This window comes from Streptomyces sp. NPDC088194 (assembly GCF_040702025.1).
Lineage (GTDB): Bacteria > Actinomycetota > Actinomycetes > Streptomycetales > Streptomycetaceae > Actinacidiphila.
In genome coordinates, this window is the sequence record NZ_JBFBIV010000131.1 from 1 (window position 1) to 18102 (window position 18102).

Here is an 18102-nt window from a genome sequence, read left to right on the forward strand (position 1 = left end):
GGCCGCGGGTCCGGCCGCGGGTCCGGACGCCCGCCCCCGGCTCGTGCGGTCACGGCACTAGGCCAACGGCCCCGTCACGCTCTCCGCGGCCCGAACCAGGGAGCCGTGGCGGACGAAGGCCTCCGCGGCCGCGAGGTCGGGCGCGAGGAAGCGGTCCCGCCCGGGCCCGGGCACCCCGGCGGCGCGCAGCGCGGCGAGCACGGCGGCGGTGGCGGGCGCCGGGCGCAGCTCGGTCCCGGTGGTACGGATCTCCAGCGCCCGGGTGGCCGCGAACATCTCCACCGCGATGACCCGGGTGAGCGCGTCCACCGCGGTCCGCAGCTTCCGCGCCGCGGACCACCCCATGGACACGTGGTCCTCCTGCATCGCCGAGGAGGGGATCGAGTCGACGGACGCGGGCACCGCCAGCCGCTTCATCTCGCTGACCAGCGCCGCCTGGGTGTACTGCGCGATCATCAGCCCGGAGTCCACGCCCGGGTCGTCGGCGAGGAAGGGCGGCAGCCCGTGCGACCGGTTCTTGTCGAGCAGCCGGTCCGTACGCCGCTCCGCGATCGACGCGAGGTCGGCCGCGGCGATCGCGAGGAAGTCCAGCACGTAACCGACCGGAGCGCCGTGGAAGTTGCCGTTCGACTCGACCGTGCCGGCCTCCGTCACCACCGGGTTGTCGATGGCCGCGGCCAGCTCGCGGTCCGCGACCAGCCGGGCGTGCGCGAGGGTGTCCCGCCCGGCCCCGGCGACCTGCGGCGCGCACCGCACGGAGTACGCGTCCTGCACCCGCGGCGCGTCGTCCTGGTGGTGGCCGGTCAGGCCGGAGCCCGCGAGCACCCTGCGCATGTTGTCCGCGCTGGCCGCCTGCCCGGGGTGCGGGCGGATCGCGTGCAGTTCGGGCGCGAGCACCCGGTCGGTGCCGAGCAGCGCTTCGAGGGTGAGCGCGGCGGTGACGTCGGCCGCGGTGAACAGCCCCGCCAGGTCCGCGCAGGCCATCACGAGCATCCCGAGCATGCCGTCGGTGCCGTTGATGAGGGCCAGGCCCTCCTTCTCGCGCAGCTCGACCGCTTCGATGCCGTGCTCGGCGAGCAGCTCCGCCGCAGGGCGCACCACGCCGTCCGGCCCTTCCGCCTCGCCCTCCCCCATCAGCACCTGGGCGCAGTGCGCGAGCGGCGCGAGGTCGCCGGAGCAGCCGAGCGAGCCGTACTCGTGCACGACCGGGGTGATGCCCGCGTTCAGCACCGCCGCCATCGTCTCCACGACCACCGGGCGCACCCCGGTACGGCCCGACGCCAGCGTCTTCAGCCGCAGGAACATCAGCGCGCGCACCACCTCGCGTTCCACCCGCGGGCCCATGCCCGCGGCGTGCGACCGTACGAGGCTGCGTTGCAGCTGGGCGCGCAGCTCCGGGCTGATGTGGCGCACCGCCAGCGCGCCGAAGCCCGTCGAGACGCCGTAGACCGGTTCCGGTTTCGCGGCGAGCGCGTCGATCACGTCGCGCGCTCGCGCAACGCCTTCCAGCGCCTCCGCGCCGACCTCGATCCGCGCGTTGCCGCGGGCGACGGCTGTGACGTCTTCCGCTTCCGTGCCGTGCGCGCCCAGCACCACCACGTTCTGCATATCCATATTCACAAACCCTAAGCACTGAATCGTTCCCTGTCACCCGCCGCCCCGACCCGCCGCCCCGACCCGCACCGGCGCGCAGCCCCGGCCTCCCCATCGACCGTCCTCAGCCGGCCGCAAGCCGTGGCGCTACGAGGTGGCAGCGGACGGCCGGATCGCGGCGACGAGTTCGCGGACACCGCCGGTTCGGGGGTGGCGCCGGGCGAGGTCGGCGACGATGGCACGGATACTGGGGCGGTCGCGGACCTCGGCGGGGGCGGTGCGGTGGGCGGCGAGGAGGGCGTGGACGGTCTGCTCCGGTTTGTCCCATCGCCACCAGGCGCGGGCCATGTCGGTGTGGAGCCGGCCGCGGCGCTCGGCGGTGGCGAACTGGCCCGGATGGAGGTTGCGGCCCGCGTGGACAGCCGCCCCGGCGTCGCCGAGGGACCACAGGACGCCGACCTTGTAGAGGAATCCGTTGCCGCGGTTCTGCTGCTGGGCGCCCGACGTCTCGGCGTGCGCTGGTGCCACGGCATCGCGTCCGACCCGATACGGCTGCACGCATGGGTGCAGACTGAGGACGGCGCCGACGTCGCCGAGCCGTCCTCGACTTGCGCCTACACCCCCGTGCTCACCATCGGAGACCGTCATCGCCAGCCCCTCTGACCCGACCGACCCGATCATCTGGCTGCGCACCGAGACCTGCGGACTCGGGTCTTACCGCGCCGACCTCGTCGAGACGTACTGGCGCTGGGAGCAGGACCCCGCGCTCCTGGTCGGCTACGGGCGTCAGGCCCCCGAATCACTGGAGGCGCGCACCGAGGGCATGGCCCACCAGTTGCGCGGCGAGAACATCCGCTTCACCGTCTACGACCTCGCCGACGACCAGCCGCTCCCGGTCGGGGTCGCGACCCTGCTGCCCGACCACAGCGTCCGCACCGCCGAGTTCGTCATCATGCTGGCCCCGGAGTTCCGCAGCCAGGGCACAGGAACCGCCGCGACCCGGCTCACGCTCGACTACGCCTTCCACGTCACCAACCTGCGGATGGTCTGGCTGAAGGTCCTCGCGCCGAACGCGGGCGCGATCCGCGCGTACGAGAAGGCCGGCTTCCGGCACGTCGGCCCGATCCGCCAAGCCGGGTACTGGCTCGGCCAGGTGTGCGACGAGCTCGTGATGGACGCTCTGGCCTCGGAGTTCACCGGCCCCTCGGCCATCGCTTCGCCAGGCTCCGCGTCTCACTGAGGACCCGGACGAGCTCCTTCCCTGTCACCCGCCGCCCCGGCGGCCGTGGTTTCGGTTCCGGCGGCGGTCCTCACGGCGCCGGTCGCGGAGGTCCACCGCCAAGGCGCCGAGGCCGAAGAGCAGGAGGCCGCCGGACACGGCGGCGGCGAGGAGCGCGAAGACGATGTTCGTGACGCTGTGGCTGTGCGCGGCGCCCGACGTGTCCACGTGGACGTACGCGACCGTGCCGTCGGGGTAGCGGCGGGCGGCGTCGCGGCGCTGCTGGTGGGAGCGGCCGTCGACGCTCCAGTGGTAGACGCAGGAGTACACGTCCTGGCTGGAGCCGACGTCCGGGTTCACCACGGTGCCGTCCCGGCGGCACGCGGTGACGGTCGCACGGACCTTCGTGGGAGAGTCGCCCCACTCCCGCAGCGCGTGCGTGCTCCAGGCGGTCGAGGCCGCGCAACTCCAGACCAGGGCGAGCGCCACCGCGGACGCGCCGAGGTGTTCGCCCAGGTCCTCCCCCTTGCGCAGGGGCAAGGCGGTCAGCACGGCCACCAGCAGGGCGGCCGCGGTCACGGTGAGCGCGATCCGGGCCGGCGCCTCCCACGCGCGGTCGGCCACCACCAGCCACAACACGACCCACCCCGCGACCGCCGACGCGGTCACCGCCGCGACCGAGACCCGCTGCCACCTGTTCACGCCGCCCGCCCCCTCCGGCGCCCACGCGGCGCCGTGCGGTTCCATGCTCACCACCCGGCGCGGGCCCGTAAAGCCACTCCGGAGGGTCCGCCGGGAACGGCGGCGGGCGGACGCGGTGGCGTGCGAGGATGGCGGGAGGTTTGCGATCGTTAACCGAGCGCGGGAGGGACGGGCGGAATGGGCGAGCAAGTGGAAGAGGGCACGCGGAGGTTCGGGGACTTCGTGGTGGTGCGCCGGCACGGGGACCGTGTCGCCGAGGTGGTGCTGGACCGCCCGAAGGCGATGAACGCGGTGTCGACGGGCATGGCCGAGGCGATCGCGGCCGCGTGCGCGGCGGTGGCCGCGGACCCGGCCGTGAGCGTGGCGGTGCTGACCTCGTCGAGCGAGCGCGCCTTCTGCGCCGGAGCGGACCTGAAGGAGCGGAACTCGCTGAGCGACGCCGAGTTGCTGCGCCAGCGCCCGCGCGCACGGGCGGCGTACGGCGGCGTGCTGGACCTGCCGATGCCCGCGATCGCCGCGGTGGGCGGGTTCGCCCTGGGCGGCGGGTACGAACTCGCCCTCGCCTGCGACCTCATCGTCGCGGACGAGTCCGCGGTGGTCGGGCTGCCGGAGGTGTCCGTGGGGGTCATCCCCGGTGGCGGCGGCACCCAGCTGCTGCCGCGCCGGGTGGGCGCCGCCCGGGCCGCGGAACTGGTCTTCACCGCGCGCCGCGTCCCGGCGGCCGAAGCGCTGGAGCTGGGCATGGTCGACCAGCTCGTGCCCGCGGGCCAGGCCCGTACCGCCGCTCTCGCCCTCGCGGAGCGCATCGCGGGGAACTCCCCGGTGGGGTTGCGCGCCGCCAAGCAGGCCCTGCGGGTCGGCCACGGGCTGGACCTGCGGACCGGCCTGGAGGTCGAGGACGCGGCCTGGCGCACCGTCGCGTTCTCGGCGGACCGGGCGGAGGGGGTCGCGGCGTTCAACGAGAAGCGCCCGCCCGCCTGGCCCGGGCTCTGACACCACCGCAGCCGGGGCGGCGGGAATCGGGGAGGTCCGTTCGGCTCAGTGCGGGGCCGGTCGAGCGTCAAGGCGGGGCAAACGTGCCTAGCCTGGGGTGATGGCGGAAGGTACAGCCGATGTGCGGCTGCGGGCGGTCGTCGAGCTGGCACAGGCGCTGGCCACGGCGCAGACCCCGCGTGCGACGGTCCGGGCGGGGGCGCGCCGCGCCCGGCTGGCGATGCAGGGCACCTTCGCCGCGGTCTCGGCGTGGGAGCGGGAGACCGGCCGGCTGCGGGTCCTGGTCAACGACGGCGACCTGGCCCCGGGCGAGGAGGCGGAGCCGGCCGACGAGTCGTACTCGGTGCACGACTTCCCGGAGATCGCCGAGTTCCTGCACGGCACCTGGGCCGCGGGCGGTGAGCCGCACGCGTGGGTGGAGACGAAGGACGCGACCGGTACGTCCCCCGGCGGAGGAAGCTGGGGCCGGGCCGCGGCGCTGCGGCGGCGCGGGCGGGGCAGCTGCGTGGTCGCGCCGATCGTGCTGCACGGGCGGGCGTGGGGCGAGCTGTACGTCGCGCGGCGGGTGGGCGAGGCCGGCTTCGACCGCGCGGACGCCGACTTCGCCACGGTGCTGGCGGCGCTGATCGCGTCCGGGATCGCCCAGACCGAACGCCTCGCCGAAGTCCAACTCCTCGCGTTCACCGATCCGTTGACGGGCCTCGGCAACCGCAGGGCGGTGGACGTGCGGCTGGACGAGGCGCTGGAGCTGCACCGGGAGCAGGGCGCGGTGGTGAGCCTGGTGGTGTGCGACCTGAACGGGCTGAAGCGGGTCAACGACCGGCTCGGGCACGCGGTCGGCGACCGGTTGCTGGAACGATTCGGCTCGCTCCTCTCGCTCTGCGGCGCGATGCTTCCCGGGAGTCTCGCGGCACGGCTCGGCGGGGACGAGTTCTGCCTCGTCGCGGTGGGGCAGACCGCCGACGAAGTCGTACGCGCCGCCGACGAGTTGTGCCGCCGCGCCGCCGAACTGGAAGTCGGTGACGGAGTGGCCTGCGGGCTCGCCTCCACCGGTGACCCGATCGGACCGGTCCGCTCCGCCCGGCGCCTCTTCCGTCTGGCGGACGCGGCACAGTACCGGGCGAAGGCGCTCCGCGCGGACTACCCGGTGGTCGCGGGCCGTGAGGGCCCGCAGGACCCGGTGGTCCGCCTCGCCGATTCCCCCCCGTCCCGCCCCGAAGGCGAACGCCGCAGGCTCCGTGGACGGCGCCCCTGACCCCCCGGGTGCCCCGGGTTCCGTCCGGCCGAGGGACCACCTGCCGGTGGGGGGGCACGCACGGCCCCGGCAGCCGGCCGAGCCTCCGGATCTACGGACCTACGGACGAACGTGGCGTTCTCGCTGCGCTGAAGCAGGACGACACGGTTCCGGAACCACGATGCGTCCCTTCGCCGGCCGGCCGATCGGCATCTCAGGCCAGCGCTTCCCGCGCGCGGCGGGCCAGTTCGGGGAAGTTCCGCAGGACCTGGTGGCTTGCCTCGCCGACTCCCCCATCGCGGCGCGAAGGCGAGCGCCACCTGGACGGCGCCCCTCAGATGGTGCGGGTCTTTCCGTGGAAGGGATGCTGCTATGCGGTGAGTCCGGCCCGCTTCGCCATTTCCATGAGGTCCGGCTTCGATCTCTGATGGAGTATGAAGAGCACGCGGAGGACTTCGCGGCTCATGGGGTGGATCTCGGTCATCTGCGGAGCCACCGAGAACGCTCGCTTGAGGGCGTTCTCAGCTCCGTCAAGGTCCTTCGTCGCGAGTCGGGCCCTGGCCACGTCGATGAACAGTCGGCCGACCCTGTTCGGCTTGAGCCCGGCGGGCGGGTTGTCGATCAGCGGCGCGGACATCTCCGCCGCCTGGTCCGGTTTCCCCAACTCGATGTGTGCGGCCAGCTCGTACAGAGCTGTGTTCCCCACCCCGAAGGTGAGGTTGTGCTGGAGCACGTCCCCGGGAAGCTGCTCGGCAAGAGCCCAGGCCCGCTCCAGATGGGCATTCGTGGCGTTCGCGTCTTTGTGGCGTGAGGCCAGGACGACCCCGCGAAGGTGAAGAGAGCCGAGGTGTACGGCCCTTTCGGCTCCGCCGGCACCCGCCGCTTCGTACTTGCTGATGGCCCGTTCCACGATTTCGAGGCCATCGTCGTACTGACCGGCGCTCTGGAAGGTGCCGGCCTCGTTCCAGGCCGCTCCGGCTTCCGCCTGGGGGTTCCAGGTCTGCTGGGCGGCCCAGAACTGACGGGAGACGATCATGTCGGCGAGGTCGGGTTGGCCGAGCCGGTGCGCGACGGCGTACGCGCAGCCGTATATGTCGGCCACATAGCCCCAAGCGGTCGCGTCCCCGCCGGAGTCCATGGCACTGGCGGTCACCTGTCCGAGCAGCCTCGGCAGGATGCGCAACAGCTCCAGGTACTCGGTGTCCGCCCGCAGCGTCGCGGCCCGCTTGAGCTCTTCCCGCAGACGGGAGGGGCTCAGGGCGTCTTCCTTCGGCAAGGTATGGCGCCGCACCGCACCTCGCAGGTCATTGAGCAGGTCGGCCTGCTCGGACGGCCCGAGGAAAGGCTGTCCGTAGATGCGGGCAGTGGTCACATGCAGGGCCTTCGCGATGGCCGCGACCACCGGGGGAGTCGCCGCTCTGGTACCCACCTCGATCTTGCTCAGGTAGGAGTACGAGATCCCCGCTTCCCGGGCCAGCCGCTCCTGCCCAATTCCTCTGGCCTTGCGCAGTACGGCGATGTTCTCGCCGGCCGCCGGTGTGCTCTCCATGGCGACCACTCTCCCATGGCAAAGCCTGTGGCCCAATCAACTCCAGCTCCACGGACAGACGTTGTGCAAGCAATGTGCCAACTGATCTTGATCTCCTGGGGTTGTCTGGTTACTGAAAGATTTCGCCGATCCGGACGCGCTCGTCGGCCGGCCCGGAGTGAGGAGAGATGAGCGGACATGGCCGTGGAAGCGGATCGCACGAACGGGCGCACCGACGCCACGGACCCGCTGTTACGAGGCGAGCAGGCGGCGGCCGCGCTTCAAGCGGCCCTTCGCAAGGCCGGGTTGCGCCCCCTTCCGTCGCTCAAGGGCGGTCACCCGATCCTCGGGCGCTCCTTCGTGGATCTGGGCGGCTGCGAGACCGAGCCGATTTTCGAATTGGCCGAGTGGATCGAAAGTCGGACCTGAGCGCCCGGCTCCCCCGACGAGGCAGGGCCAATCCGTAACCGGAGCGAACCCGCCCAGAGGCCGACCCGTTCCTTGTGCGGGTAGTTGCGAAGGCTCCGGTTCGAGTCCGGACAAGGGGATACATGGCGCCCCGGCACGCGGAATTCCCGTGGCCCCCGGGGCACATAGCACCAGCACGACCATCACCGTAGAGAGGAATTCCGTATGGCCGGAAGCAGCGTAAGCGGCGGGAGCGGGACCAGGGTTGTCATCGACTGGGAGTGGTTATCCGCGCGGGAGTTGTACGCCAGTGAGCTGGCCTGTCGGCGGCAGCAGGCGGGGCTGACGTTGATGGAACTCGCGGGGCTGTGCATGTACGAGCAGTCGTACCTGCACCGGCTGGAGCGGGGGCAACGTCTCGGCACCCTTGAAGCGGCTGCCGCGCTGGACAAGGTGTACGGCACCGGCGACCTCCTGGTGAAGCTGTGGCACCTGGCCAAACGCGAAGCGAAGGACAAGCCGTTCCTCGGACTTGCACCCCTGGAAGCCGACGCGGTGAGCGTCCAGGAATACGCCGTCAGCGCCGTGCCGTACCTCCTCCAGACCCGCGCCTACGCCGAAGAACAACTCCGCACCGCCCGCCCACGCAGCATCAAGCAGCTGAGCGCCCAGGTTGCCGCACGGCTGAAGCGGCAGGACCGCCTCACCGGCCCGAACCCCGTCCACTACCGCGCGTTGATCGATGAAGCCGTGCTGCGGCGCAAAGCCCGCGACCCCCGGACGTGGACCGCCCAACTGGAACACCTCATCGAGACCGCCCAGCAGCCCGATGTCTCCCTGCACGTCGTCCCGTTCGGCACCGGCCCGCACCACATCCGCAGCTGCCTGGAGCTGATCTTCTTCCAGGACGGCCACGTGGTGGCGTACACGCAAAGCAGTTGGAGCGGCCACCTCGTGGAGGAACCCGAAGACGTCGAACCGCTGCGCCTCGCCTACGACCTGCTCCGCGACACCGCCCTCACGCCGACGGACTCGCTGACCTTCCTCCGCACCGCGCTGGCCGAACACACCGCGATGGAGCCCCACCGATGAGCACCGACGCCACGGCGTTACGTACGACCAGCCGAGCACGCACCTGGCGGATCACCACGACCAACGGCACCACGGCCTACGGCTACCTGCCCGCCTGGGCGGACGACGACCCCAGCGAGACCGAACTCGACCCGCGCGCCCTGAGCCTCACCCTCACCGACATCGTGCACCACTTCCCGTTCACGGGCCTGGCCACGCCCCTCGTCACACAAAGCGACGACGACCCGGACGCCGACGACGGCATCGCGTCGTACTTCTGCGAGATCGAATGCCACCCGCACCCCGACCACGCCCGCCCCGACGACCCCCTCACCCCCGTCCTCCTCGTCCAGATCACCCAGAACCACACGACGACCTGCCACGAACCCGCCGAACTCGCCGCGCTCATCGCCCGGTTACGCGCCCACACCGACTTCCTCGCCCACGACGTCCTCCCCGCCTTCCACACCATCCACGAGGACTGGGCCACCCACCGCCGCGAGCCCACCAAACATCCCTCGTGAGCTGGGACATACGGCGGTGCCGTCATCCTTCCGAAGGTGCGCGCACGCGGCGAGAGCGCGGTTCGTTCTGCTGACATCACCGAACAGCGAAGACCAAGGGCAGCATGACGCTTTACGAACTGGCCGGCCGCAGGCGTACTCGTCGTCACTTCCCGCCAGTGATCGCGGCTTTGGAGGAACAATCGTGACCGATCAACTGACCGATGAGCGCCCGGGCATCTCGGCGGCGATCATCGCCCATGAGGGCCGTGTCCTGATGGTCCGTCGACGCATCGCCGAGGGACAGCTCTCCTGGCAGTTCCCGGCCGGAGCGATCGAGGCGGGAGAGTCGCCGGAGGAAGCCGCCGTTCGGGAGACGCTTGAGGAGACCGGTCTCCACGTCGTAGCCGTCCAACGGATCGGCGAGCGGGTCCATCCGAAGACGCACCGGCTGATGTCGTACACCGCCTGCGACGTCGTAGCGGGCATCGCACGTGTCGCCGACGACGACGAACTGGCGGAGCTGGCCTGGTGTGCGCACTCCGAGATCGCCGAATACGTTCCCTACGGGCTCTTCGCGCCTGTGCAGGCGTACTTGGACGGTGTTCTCGCCAGGTAGGGACCCCCTCCGGCGGGTGCCCCCGGAAGCGACGGGAACGAGGGCACCCGGGGGGATCGGGTCAGCCCTCTCGGCGAGAGAGCAGCCAGGGTTCGACCACGCCGAGCCCTCGGACCGGGCGGCGCCACATCGGCTGGAGGGCGAAGCGGTACTTCTCCGCGGTCGCGTCGACGTCGGCCTCGGAGAGCGGGGCCTCCCCGGCCGCGCCGAGCGCCTCCGCGAAGTCCCCGTCCACGAGGACGGCGTCGCGTGGCGCTATCGAGGTGAGCCGGGACGCGAGGTTGACGGTCGTCCCGAACACGTCCCCCATCCGCGTGGTGACCGTGCCGAACGCCATCCCCACCCGCAGCGCGGGCATCGTCTCGTCGCCGGTCATCGTCTCGATCAGCCGGATACCGATCTCCGCGGCGGTCCCCGGGTCGTCGGCGACGAAGAGCACCTCGTCGCCGAGCGTCTTGATCAGCCGTCCTCCGTACGCGGCGACCTGATCCGCCGCGGTGGTCTCGAACGCCTCGACCAGCTCGCCGAGTTCCTCCTCCTCCAGCCGGCGGGTGAGCCGGGTGAAGCCCACCAGGTCGGCGAAGCCGACGGCGAGCCGGCGGTCGACCGCCTCCTCGTCGTCGGACTGTACGACCCGGCTGGTGGCGGCCGCGACCTGCCGGCGCCACACGTAGATCAGGAACTCCTCCAGCTCGGGCAGCAGCAACTCGACCAGCGGGTACGCCACTTCGGCCCGGGTCATGCCCGGCTCGGGCGGCTCGGTCAGGCCCTCCAGGAAGGAGTCGGTCTGCCAGTCGGCGAGCCGCGCGGTGGTCTGCCCGGTGGACCGCGCCACCTGGATCGCCATCGACTCGCTGAGCAGGCCCGCCTCGACCAGCCCGGCCAGGCGGCGCAGCGCCAGGACGTCCGCCTCGGTGAGCGCCTTGGCCTGGCCGATGTCGGCGAAGCCCATCGCCCGCCAGAAACGGGAGGCCAGGTCCATGGACACGCCCGCGGTACGGGCCGCCTGGAACGGGGTGTAGCGGCGCGGCGCGCCGAGGATCAGCTGCTCCAACCGCAGCGCCAGCGGGTGCTCCCCGGACTCCACCCCGGCCTCGCCGAGGTCCTGGTCCTGGTCCGGGTCCGGGTCCGGGTTCTCGTCCTGGTTCTCACCAGGGTCCGCTTCCCCGCCGGCTCCCCCGCCGCCGTCCGGTTCTCGCCCGCCGCCGTCCGCGCCGTCTTCCGGTCCACCGGAAAATGCGGGCTCGCCGCCCCCCGCGGCTTCACCGGAACCCTCGGCACCACCCGAACCCGCGGCCCCACCAGAACCCTCGGCCCCACCAGAACCCTCGGCCCGGGCATCGCCGGACGCCGAATCACCGCCGGACGCGGCACGCGCACCGTCGGAGGCGGCTTCACCGCCGGAGGCATTCGGCGGGGGGCTGTCGTTGTCCACGTCTACCGCCCGGCCCCTGAAGAGTCCCTGCGCACAGCCCTTCCGATCATCGAGACGACGCAGCCCCTCAACGATACGGCAGGTGTGCCCTGGCTCACTCTCACCCGGTGGGGCGCAGATGGACCACGTCGCCGGCGCCGACCGCCTGCTCGCCGTGCGACCCGGCGATCACCAGCCGCCCGTCGCCGTCGACCGCGACCGCCGTGCCGGACAGGTCCCGGCCGCCGGGCAGCTCGGCCCGCACCTGGCGGCCGAGGGTGGCGCAGCCCGCCGCGTAGGTCTGCTGGAGCCGGGACGCGGCCGGGTCGCCGCCCGCCGCCCGCCAGGCGTCGTACCAGTCGCCGAGGGAGCGCAGGACGGCCCGCAGCAGGGGGTCACGGTCGGTGCCGGGGGCGTCGGCGAGGGCGAGCGAGGTGGCGGTGCCGACCGGCAGTTCCTCGGCGCGCAGCGACACGTTCAGCCCGATGCCGACGACGACCGCGGTCTCCCCGACCCGCTCGGCGAGGATGCCGCCGGCCTTGCGCTCCTCACCGTCAACGGTGAGCAGCAGGTCGTTGGGCCATTTGAGTGCCGTGTCGACACCCGCGGCGCGGGACAGCGCGGTGGCGGTGGCGACACCGGCGAGCAGCGGCAGCCAGCCCCAGCGGTGGACGGGCACCGGCTTGCGGATGCCGTCGGCGGTCGCGGCGGCCTCACCCGGCCGGAGCAGCACCGAGAAGAACAGCCCGGACCGGGCCGGTGCGCTCCACCGCCGGTCCAGCCGGCCGCGCCCGGTGGTCTGCTCCTCGGCGACCAGCACCGCGCCCTCGGGCGCGCCGTCGGCGGCCCGGGCGGACAGGTCGCTGTTGGTCGAGCCAGTGGCTTCCACCACATCGAGCGAGGTCCATACCGCTTCCGGTGTGACCACCGCCTTGCGCAGGGCGCCGGCGTTGAGCGGCGGCCGTTCCAGGTCGGACCAGCGGCTGGACGTCATGCCCCCACCCTATGAGCACCGCCCGCGGGAACCACGCCACGCCCGCCGCCCCGCACGCGATGTGGTGAACGCCGCACTGCTCGTTCGTCTGCGTCACCACTACGCTACTCAGCAGCGTTACTCGCCAGTCACGTGCGCGCTGACCGTACGCGTACGACCCGCCGAGAGCAGGAGAGCCGCTTCCATGGCCGAGCCGCAGTACGACATCCACACGACCGCGGGGAAGCTCGCCGATCTGCGCCACCGGATCGAGGAGGCGACGCACGCGGGTTCGCGGCGGGCCGTCGAGAAGCAGCACGCCAAGGGCAAGCTGACCGCCAGGGAACGGATCGAACTGCTGCTGGACGACGGCTCCTTCACCGAGCTGGACGAGCTGGCCAGGCACCGCTCGACCAACTTCGGCCTGGAGGCGAACCGCCCGTACGGCGACGGGGTGGTCACCGGCTACGGGACCGTCGAGGGCCGCCCGGTGGCGGTCTTCTCCCAGGACTTCACGGTCTTCGGCGGGGCGCTGGGCGAGGTGTTCGGCGAGAAGATCGTCAAGGTGATGGACTTCGCGCTGAAGACCGGCTGCCCGGTGATCGGCATCAACGACTCCGGCGGCGCCCGCATCCAGGAGGGCGTCACCTCGCTCGGCATGTACGGCGAGATCTTCCGCCGCAACACCCACGCCTCCGGGGTGATCCCGCAGATCAGCCTGATCGTCGGCCCGTGTGCGGGCGGCGCGGTCTACTCCCCGGCGATCACCGACTTCGTGGTGATGGTCGACCAGACCTCGCACATGTTCATCACCGGTCCCGACGTGATCAAGACGGTGACCGGCGAGGACGTCGGCATGGAGGAGCTGGGCGGCGCGCGCACCCACAACACCACCTCCGGCAACGCCCACCACCTGTCCGGCGACGAGAAGGACGCCTTCGAGTACGTCAAGGCGCTGCTGTCCTACCTGCCGAGCAACAACCTGGAGGAGCCGCCCGCCTTCCCGGCCGAGGCGGACCTGGAGTCCACCGACGAGGACCGCGAGCTGGACACGCTCATCCCAGACTCCGCGAACCAGCCCTACGACATGCACAAGGTGCTCGAACACGTCCTGGACGACGGCGAGTTCCTGGAGACGCAGGCCCTCTTCGCGCCGAACATCCTCACCGGCCTGGGCCGGATCGAGGGCCGGCCGGTGGGCGTGGTCGCCAACCAGCCGCTGCAGTTCGCCGGCTGTCTGGACATCAACGCCTCCGAGAAGGCCGCGCGCTTCGTGCGGACCTGCGACAGCTTCAACATCCCGGTGGTCACCTTCGTCGACGTCCCCGGCTTCCTGCCCGGCACCAGCCAGGAGTGGGACGGCATCATCCGCCGCGGCGCCAAGCTGATCTACGCGTACGCCGAGGCGACCGTGCCCCTCATCACGATCATCACCCGCAAGGCGTTCGGCGGCGCGTACGACGTGATGGGCTCCAAGCACCTGGGCGCGGACCTCAACCTCGCCTGGCCCACCGCCCAGATCGCCGTGATGGGCGCGCAGGGCGCCGTCAACATCCTGCACCGCCGCACCCTCGCCGAGGCGGCCACCCCGGAGGAGGCCGACGCGCTGCGCCGGCAGCTCATCACCGACTACGAGGACACCCTGCTGAATCCTTACGTCGCGGCCGAGCGCGGCTACGTGGACGCGGTCATCGAGCCGTCCAGGACCCGCGCCCAGCTCGTCAAGGCGCTGCGGACGCTGCGCAACAAGCGGGAGAGCCTGCCGCCGAAGAAGCACGGCAACATCCCGCTGTAGCAACGGCAGCCGGCCATCCGGACCCGCGAAGGAGGACCGTACAGATGATGATCAAGGTGGAGCGGGGCCGGCCGACCCCGGAGGAGCTGGCGGCGGTCGTCGCGCTGGTCCAGGCGCGCGCCGCCGCCCTGGACTCCGACGGTGGCGGCGACGGCCGGACGGGCGCGCGCAGCGCGTGGTCCGACCCGGCCCGTACGGTGCCGGGCGCCGCGCCCCGGCCCGGCCCGACGGCGTGGCGCACCTCGGTGTGGCCGGCCTGACCGTGCAGGGTGCCTGACCGTGCAGGGTGCCTGACCACAGGGGCCCGTGGGACGGGTGGGGCGGTCAGTGCGTCGGGCCGCGCAGTGAGTACTCGTACTCAGGCGCGCGTCCGCGCGACGGTCCACCCTTGACGGCATGCTGTGGTCCGATGATCAACCGCGCAAGCGCGACGAGGAGTTGCGCCGGGCTCAGGTGATGCTGCGCCGGGCGATGCTGGTGCTCGCGGTGGCGGCGGTCATGGTGATGGCGCTGGCCGCCTGGCATGCGTGAGCGGGCGGCGGTCGCGCTCCCGGCGTTCTCTACGATGGCCCGGTGACCTCTTCGCCCCGCCGCGCCCTCGTCCTCGCGTCCGCCTCGCCCGCCCGTCTCGGGCTGCTGCGACAGGCCGGGCTCGACCCCAAGGTGGTGGTCTCCGGCGTCGACGAGGAGGCGATCACCGCGCCCTCCCCCGCCGAACTGGCCCGCGTGCTGGCCGAGGCGAAGGCGACGGCGGTCGCGGACGGCGGTGGGCTGGACGGCGGCGAGCTGGTGGTCGGCTGCGACTCGGTGCTCGAACTCGACGGTCGCGCGCTGGGCAAGCCGAAGGACGCGGCCGAGGCGACGCAGCGCTGGCACGCGATGCGCGGACGTAGCGGGGTGCTCCAGACCGGGCACTGCGTCATCGACACGGCCGACGGCCGCCGGCTGTCCCGGACCGCCTCCACCACGGTGCACTTCGGCACCCCGGACGACGCCGAGATCGCGGCCTACGTCGCCAGCGGTGAACCCCTCCACGTCGCCGGCGCCTTCACCCTCGACGGCCGCTCGGCCCCCTTCGTCGACGGCATCGAGGGCGACCCGGGCAACGTCATCGGGCTCTCCCTCCCGCTCCTGCGCGCCCTCCTGGCCGAGCTGGGCATCCCCATCACCGACTTGTGGGCGTGACCGCCGACGTGTGGGCGTAGAGCCGGGGGTGGAGGTGGGGCCGGGGGTGGAGGTGGGGCCGGGCGTGGGGCCGGAGGTGGGGGCAAGCCTCGCTACGCGGCCGACGCCTCGCTACGTGGCCGGGACCGCCTCGACGGCGCCGTTCTCGTCGGTACCGTTCTGGTCGGGCGCGTAGAGCAGCAACGTGCCCACGAGCAGCGCGAGTATCACCATCATCACCACGAACGCGTACCACCCGACGAGCCCGACCACGGCGGCGCCGACCACCCCGTGGATGACGGCGCAGACGATGAGCACGATGCGGCCGACCCTGCCGGCCATCCGGTCGCGCAGCGCGATGCGGGCAACCAGCGCCGCGCAGCCGAGCAGGAAGAGCGCGAATATCCCGCCCGCCACCCACGACCCGACCTCCATCGCGTGGGTCGGCAGCCCGCCGAGGGACATCTGCTGGCGGCGAACCGCCAGCCCGAGTATCCAGTTCACCGCAGCGATGGTGAGGGCGTCGAGCACGAGCACCACGGCGGTGGCCACGGCTATACCTCTGCGCACATCGTCCCCCTTGTCATGGTCCGTCCGGGTGGTCCTTGCGAGCCGAAGCCCTACCGCGCCCCGACTCGCCGGGATTTTCCGGGGAGTTACCCCAGGTACCCCGCGGCTCGCAGGCTACTCACGGGTATGCGCGGCGGCAAGGGCCCGGGCACAACCACTCGTCAGGGAACGGACGGCAGCAAAGTTTCCGTGCTCTCTTCGTAGGAACTCCACAAAGGATCGGCGCGTCCCAGGTCGGCCGACATGCGAGACCCGTTCCACACACGGGAGTGCGGGACATTGCGCCAACCCGCGCCGTACCTTGGAATGAGCAGGCTTTCCACGGGTTCTCCGGGCCCCTGGATCACCCTCTGTGTGGGCAACCTCACGTGTAGGGGTGCCTCGGTTTCAAGTGTGGCCATTGCCTAAACTCTGCTTGTTCCAAGGAGGGAGCCATCGTGCGCAAGGTGCTCATCGCCAACCGCGGTGAAATCGCTGTCCGTGTCGCTCGTGCGTGTCGGGATGCCGGTATCGGCAGTGTCGCGGTGTACGCGGAGCCGGACCGGGACGCGGTCCACGTCCGGGTTGCCGACGAGGCGTACGCGCTGGGTGGTGACACCCCGGCGACCAGCTATCTCGACATCGGCAAGGTGCTGGCCGCCGCCGCGGAGTCGGGCGCCGACGCGGTGCACCCCGGCTACGGGTTCCTGTCGGAGAACGCGGAGTTCGCCCAGGCGGTGCTGGACGCCGGGCTGACCTGGATCGGCCCGCCGCCGCAGGCGATCCGCGACCTGGGCGACAAGGTGGCGGCCCGTCACATCGCCCAGCGCGCGGGCGCCCCGCTGGTGGCCGGCACCCCCGACCCGGTGTCGGGTGCGGACGAGGTCGTCGCGTTCGCGAAGGAGCACGGCCTGCCGATCGCCATCAAGGCGGCCTTCGGCGGCGGCGGCCGCGGCCTGAAGGTCGCCCGCACGCTGGAGGAGGTCCCGGAGCTGTACGACTCCGCGGTGCGCGAGGCGGTGGCCGCGTTCGGCCGCGGCGAGTGCTTCGTGGAGCGCTACCTGGACCGGCCCCGGCACGTGGAGACGCAGTGCCTGGCCGACACGCACGGCAACGTGGTGGTGGTCTCCACCCGTGACTGCTCCTTGCAGCGCCGGCACCAGAAGCTCGTGGAGGAGGCCCCGGCGCCCTGGCTGTCGCCGGAGCAGAACGCGCAGCTCTACAGCGCGTCGAAGGCGATCCTGCGCGAGGCCGGCTATGTCGGCGCGGGCACCTGCGAGTTCCTGGTCGGCCAGGACGGCACCATCTCCTTCCTGGAGGTGAACACCCGCCTCCAGGTGGAGCACCCGGTCACCGAGGAGGTCTCCGGCATCGACCTGGTCCGGGAGATGTTCCGGATCGCCGACGGCGAGGCGCTCGGCTACGACGACCCGGAGCACCGCGGCCACTCCTTCGAGTTCCGGATCAACGGCGAGGACCCGGGCCGCAACTTCCTTCCCGCGCCCGGCACCGTCACCGTCTTCACCCCGCCCTCGGGTCCCGGCGTACGGCTGGACGCGGGCGTGGAGTCCGGCAGCGTGATCGGCCCGGCCTGGGACTCCCTGCTGGCGAAGCTGGTGGTGACCGGGGCGACCCGTGAGCAGGCGTTGCAGCGGGCCTCCCGCGCGCTGGGCGAGTTCACCGTCGAGGGCATGGCGACCGCGATCCCGTTCCACCGCGCGGTGGTCGTCGACCCGGCGTTCGCGCCGACGGACGGCGGCCCGTTCACGGTGCACACCCGGTGGATCGAGACGGAGTTCGACAACACCATCCCTCCGTTCAAGGGTGCGGCGGCCGACGAGGAGGAGTCCGGCGGGCGCGAGACCGTCGTGGTCGAGGTCGGCGGCAAGCGCCTGGAGGTGTCGCTGCCCGCGCACCTGGGGATGACGCTGGCCCGTACCGGGCTGGCCGCGGGGGCCAAGCCGAAGCGGCGGGCCGCGGCGAAGGCGAGCGCCGCCGTGTCAGGCGACACGCTCGCCTCGCCGATGCAGGGCACCATCGTGAAGGTCGCGGCCGAGGAGGGCCAGCAGGTCTCCGAGGGCGACCTGATCGTGGTGCTGGAGGCGATGAAGATGGAGCAGCCGCTCAACGCGCACCGCTCCGGCACCGTTGTCGGCCTGAAGGCGGAGGTCGGCTCCTCGATCTCCTCCGGCGCGGTCATCTGCGAGATCAAGGACTGAGGCAGGGCGGGGCGCGCACGGCGCGCCCACGCGGAAGCGGGCGGCGGCTGACCTGGTGTCAGCCGCCCGCGGCGCGAGGGACGCGACGGGGCGCGAACGAACGACGAGGGAGGCGCGA

19 protein-coding genes and 1 pseudogene are annotated in these 18102 nt (G+C 72.1%); 13 read left to right on the plus strand and 7 right to left on the minus strand.

Translation table 11 applies throughout. From position 1 onward, the window contains the following. Positions 1–57 precede the first annotated feature (57 nt). Complete coding sequence (hutH, locus tag AB0399_RS37370) at positions 58–1614, minus strand: histidine ammonia-lyase (RefSeq protein ID WP_366414312.1); 1557 nt, start codon at positions 1612–1614, stop codon at positions 58–60. Positions 1615–1740: 126 nt separating this feature from the next. Next, a pseudogene (locus tag AB0399_RS37375) lies at positions 1741–2061 on the minus strand (transcriptional regulator); the annotation flags it as partial. Between AB0399_RS37375 and AB0399_RS37380 the strand changes: the two are divergent. Together AB0399_RS37380 and AB0399_RS37385 are read left to right on the plus strand one after the other, a co-directional pair. Further along, the gene (locus AB0399_RS37380; protein ID WP_366414323.1) at positions 1990–2256 is read left to right on the plus strand and encodes a lasso peptide biosynthesis B2 protein; all 267 of its coding nucleotides are present in this window, start codon (positions 1990–1992) and stop codon (positions 2254–2256) included. The pseudogene AB0399_RS37375 and the gene AB0399_RS37380 sit on opposite strands and share 72 nt — an antisense overlap. A gap of 22 nt (positions 2257–2278) precedes the next feature. After that, positions 2279–2833, plus strand: a complete 555-nt coding sequence (locus AB0399_RS37385; RefSeq protein ID WP_366414324.1) for a GNAT family N-acetyltransferase — start codon at positions 2279–2281, stop codon at positions 2831–2833. 24 nt (positions 2834–2857) lie between these two features. Here the strand turns inward: AB0399_RS37385 and AB0399_RS37390 are convergent, their stop codons facing one another. After that, complete coding sequence (locus tag AB0399_RS37390; protein WP_366414313.1) at positions 2858–3514, minus strand: hypothetical protein; 657 nt, start codon at positions 3512–3514, stop codon at positions 2858–2860. Between the two features lie 177 nt (positions 3515–3691). On the opposite strand from AB0399_RS37390, the gene AB0399_RS37395 reads away from it, so the two are divergent. After that, positions 3692–4507, plus strand: a complete 816-nt coding sequence (locus AB0399_RS37395) for an enoyl-CoA hydratase-related protein (protein WP_366414314.1) — start codon at positions 3692–3694, stop codon at positions 4505–4507. 100 nt (positions 4508–4607) lie between these two features. Then, the gene (locus AB0399_RS37400; protein ID WP_329365470.1) at positions 4608–5762 is read left to right on the plus strand and encodes a diguanylate cyclase; all 1155 of its coding nucleotides are present in this window, start codon (positions 4608–4610) and stop codon (positions 5760–5762) included. Between the two features lie 349 nt (positions 5763–6111). Here the strand turns inward: AB0399_RS37400 and AB0399_RS37405 are convergent, their stop codons facing one another. Next, a complete protein-coding gene (locus tag AB0399_RS37405) occupies positions 6112–7290 on the minus strand; it encodes a helix-turn-helix transcriptional regulator (protein WP_366414315.1) in 1179 nt (392 codons plus the stop codon). A 177-nt stretch (positions 7291–7467) separates the two neighbouring features. Here AB0399_RS37405 and AB0399_RS37410 point away from each other — a divergent pair, with 177 nt between their 5' ends. From AB0399_RS37410 to AB0399_RS37425, 4 genes are all read left to right on the plus strand, one after another. After that, positions 7468–7698, plus strand: a complete 231-nt coding sequence (locus tag AB0399_RS37410) for a hypothetical protein (protein ID WP_366414316.1) — start codon at positions 7468–7470, stop codon at positions 7696–7698. Positions 7699–7902: 204 nt separating this feature from the next. After that, positions 7903–8769 (plus strand): helix-turn-helix transcriptional regulator, encoded by an 867-nt coding sequence (locus AB0399_RS37415; protein ID WP_366414317.1) that lies wholly within the window; start codon positions 7903–7905, stop codon positions 8767–8769. Beyond that, complete coding sequence (locus AB0399_RS37420; RefSeq protein ID WP_366414318.1) at positions 8766–9272, plus strand: hypothetical protein; 507 nt, start codon at positions 8766–8768, stop codon at positions 9270–9272. Before AB0399_RS37415 ends, AB0399_RS37420 begins: the two co-directional genes overlap by 4 nt. Before the next feature lie 184 nt (positions 9273–9456). After that, complete coding sequence (locus AB0399_RS37425) at positions 9457–9870, plus strand: NUDIX hydrolase (protein WP_366414319.1); 414 nt, start codon at positions 9457–9459, stop codon at positions 9868–9870. Positions 9871–9931: 61 nt separating this feature from the next. On the opposite strand, the gene AB0399_RS37430 is transcribed toward AB0399_RS37425, so the two are convergent. Both AB0399_RS37430 and AB0399_RS37435 read right to left on the minus strand, forming a co-directional pair. Then, positions 9932–11305, minus strand: coding sequence for an adenylate/guanylate cyclase domain-containing protein (locus AB0399_RS37430; RefSeq protein WP_366414320.1), 1374 nt, complete (start codon positions 11303–11305; stop codon positions 9932–9934). 100 nt (positions 11306–11405) lie between these two features. Beyond that, positions 11406–12278 (minus strand): biotin--[acetyl-CoA-carboxylase] ligase, encoded by an 873-nt coding sequence (locus AB0399_RS37435; protein WP_366414321.1) that lies wholly within the window; start codon positions 12276–12278, stop codon positions 11406–11408. A 184-nt stretch (positions 12279–12462) separates the two neighbouring features. Between AB0399_RS37435 and AB0399_RS37440 the strand changes: the two genes are divergently transcribed. The 4 genes from AB0399_RS37440 to AB0399_RS37455 all read left to right on the plus strand — a co-directional run bounded on the left by AB0399_RS37440 (position 12463) and on the right by AB0399_RS37455 (position 15237). After that, complete coding sequence (locus AB0399_RS37440; protein ID WP_329365484.1) at positions 12463–14052, plus strand: acyl-CoA carboxylase subunit beta; 1590 nt, start codon at positions 12463–12465, stop codon at positions 14050–14052. 47 nt (positions 14053–14099) lie between these two features. Continuing rightward, positions 14100–14312, plus strand: coding sequence for an acyl-CoA carboxylase subunit epsilon (locus AB0399_RS37445; protein ID WP_329373991.1), 213 nt, complete (start codon positions 14100–14102; stop codon positions 14310–14312). Positions 14313–14448: 136 nt separating this feature from the next. After that, the gene (locus AB0399_RS37450; RefSeq protein WP_328468464.1) at positions 14449–14583 is read left to right on the plus strand and encodes a hypothetical protein; all 135 of its coding nucleotides are present in this window, start codon (positions 14449–14451) and stop codon (positions 14581–14583) included. A 42-nt stretch (positions 14584–14625) separates the two neighbouring features. Beyond that, positions 14626–15237, plus strand: a complete 612-nt coding sequence (locus AB0399_RS37455; protein WP_328468462.1) for a nucleoside triphosphate pyrophosphatase — start codon at positions 14626–14628, stop codon at positions 15235–15237. Between the two features lie 111 nt (positions 15238–15348). Here AB0399_RS37455 and AB0399_RS37460 read toward each other — a convergent pair whose 3' ends face one another. Beyond that, entirely contained in the window at positions 15349–15786 is a 438-nt protein-coding gene (locus AB0399_RS37460; protein ID WP_329365487.1) for a hypothetical protein, read from the minus strand. A gap of 437 nt (positions 15787–16223) precedes the next feature. Between AB0399_RS37460 and AB0399_RS37465 the strand changes: the two genes are divergently transcribed. After that, positions 16224–17984 carry a biotin carboxylase N-terminal domain-containing protein gene (locus tag AB0399_RS37465; RefSeq protein ID WP_366414322.1) on the plus strand — a complete coding sequence of 587 codons (1761 nt, stop codon included), beginning with the start codon at positions 16224–16226 and terminating at the stop codon, positions 17982–17984. Positions 17985–18102: the final 118 nt, after the last annotated feature.

Excerpts from the sequence above, each read along its gene's own strand:
- AB0399_RS37420 (WP_366414318.1), top strand. The coding sequence starts at position 8,766 with ATGAGCACCGACGCCACGGCGTTACGTACGACCAGCCGAGCACGCACC.
- AB0399_RS37440 (WP_329365484.1), top strand. The coding sequence starts at position 12,463 with ATGGCCGAGCCGCAGTACGACATCCACACGACCGCGGGGAAGCTCGCC.
- AB0399_RS37405 (WP_366414315.1), bottom strand. The coding sequence starts at position 7,290 with ATGGAGAGCACACCGGCGGCCGGCGAGAACATCGCCGTACTGCGCAAG.
- AB0399_RS37435 (WP_366414321.1), bottom strand. The coding sequence starts at position 12,278 with ATGACGTCCAGCCGCTGGTCCGACCTGGAACGGCCGCCGCTCAACGCC.
- AB0399_RS37445 (WP_329373991.1), top strand. The coding sequence starts at position 14,100 with ATGATCAAGGTGGAGCGGGGCCGGCCGACCCCGGAGGAGCTGGCGGCG.
- AB0399_RS37450 (WP_328468464.1), top strand. The coding sequence starts at position 14,449 with ATGCTGTGGTCCGATGATCAACCGCGCAAGCGCGACGAGGAGTTGCGC.
- AB0399_RS37395 (WP_366414314.1), top strand. The coding sequence starts at position 3,692 with ATGGGCGAGCAAGTGGAAGAGGGCACGCGGAGGTTCGGGGACTTCGTG.
- AB0399_RS37415 (WP_366414317.1), top strand. The coding sequence starts at position 7,903 with ATGGCCGGAAGCAGCGTAAGCGGCGGGAGCGGGACCAGGGTTGTCATC.
- AB0399_RS37400 (WP_329365470.1), top strand. The coding sequence starts at position 4,608 with ATGGCGGAAGGTACAGCCGATGTGCGGCTGCGGGCGGTCGTCGAGCTG.
- AB0399_RS37380 (WP_366414323.1), top strand. The coding sequence starts at position 1,990 with ATGGAGGTTGCGGCCCGCGTGGACAGCCGCCCCGGCGTCGCCGAGGGA.
- hutH (WP_366414312.1), bottom strand. The coding sequence starts at position 1,614 with ATGGATATGCAGAACGTGGTGGTGCTGGGCGCGCACGGCACGGAAGCG.
- AB0399_RS37410 (WP_366414316.1), top strand. The coding sequence starts at position 7,468 with ATGGCCGTGGAAGCGGATCGCACGAACGGGCGCACCGACGCCACGGAC.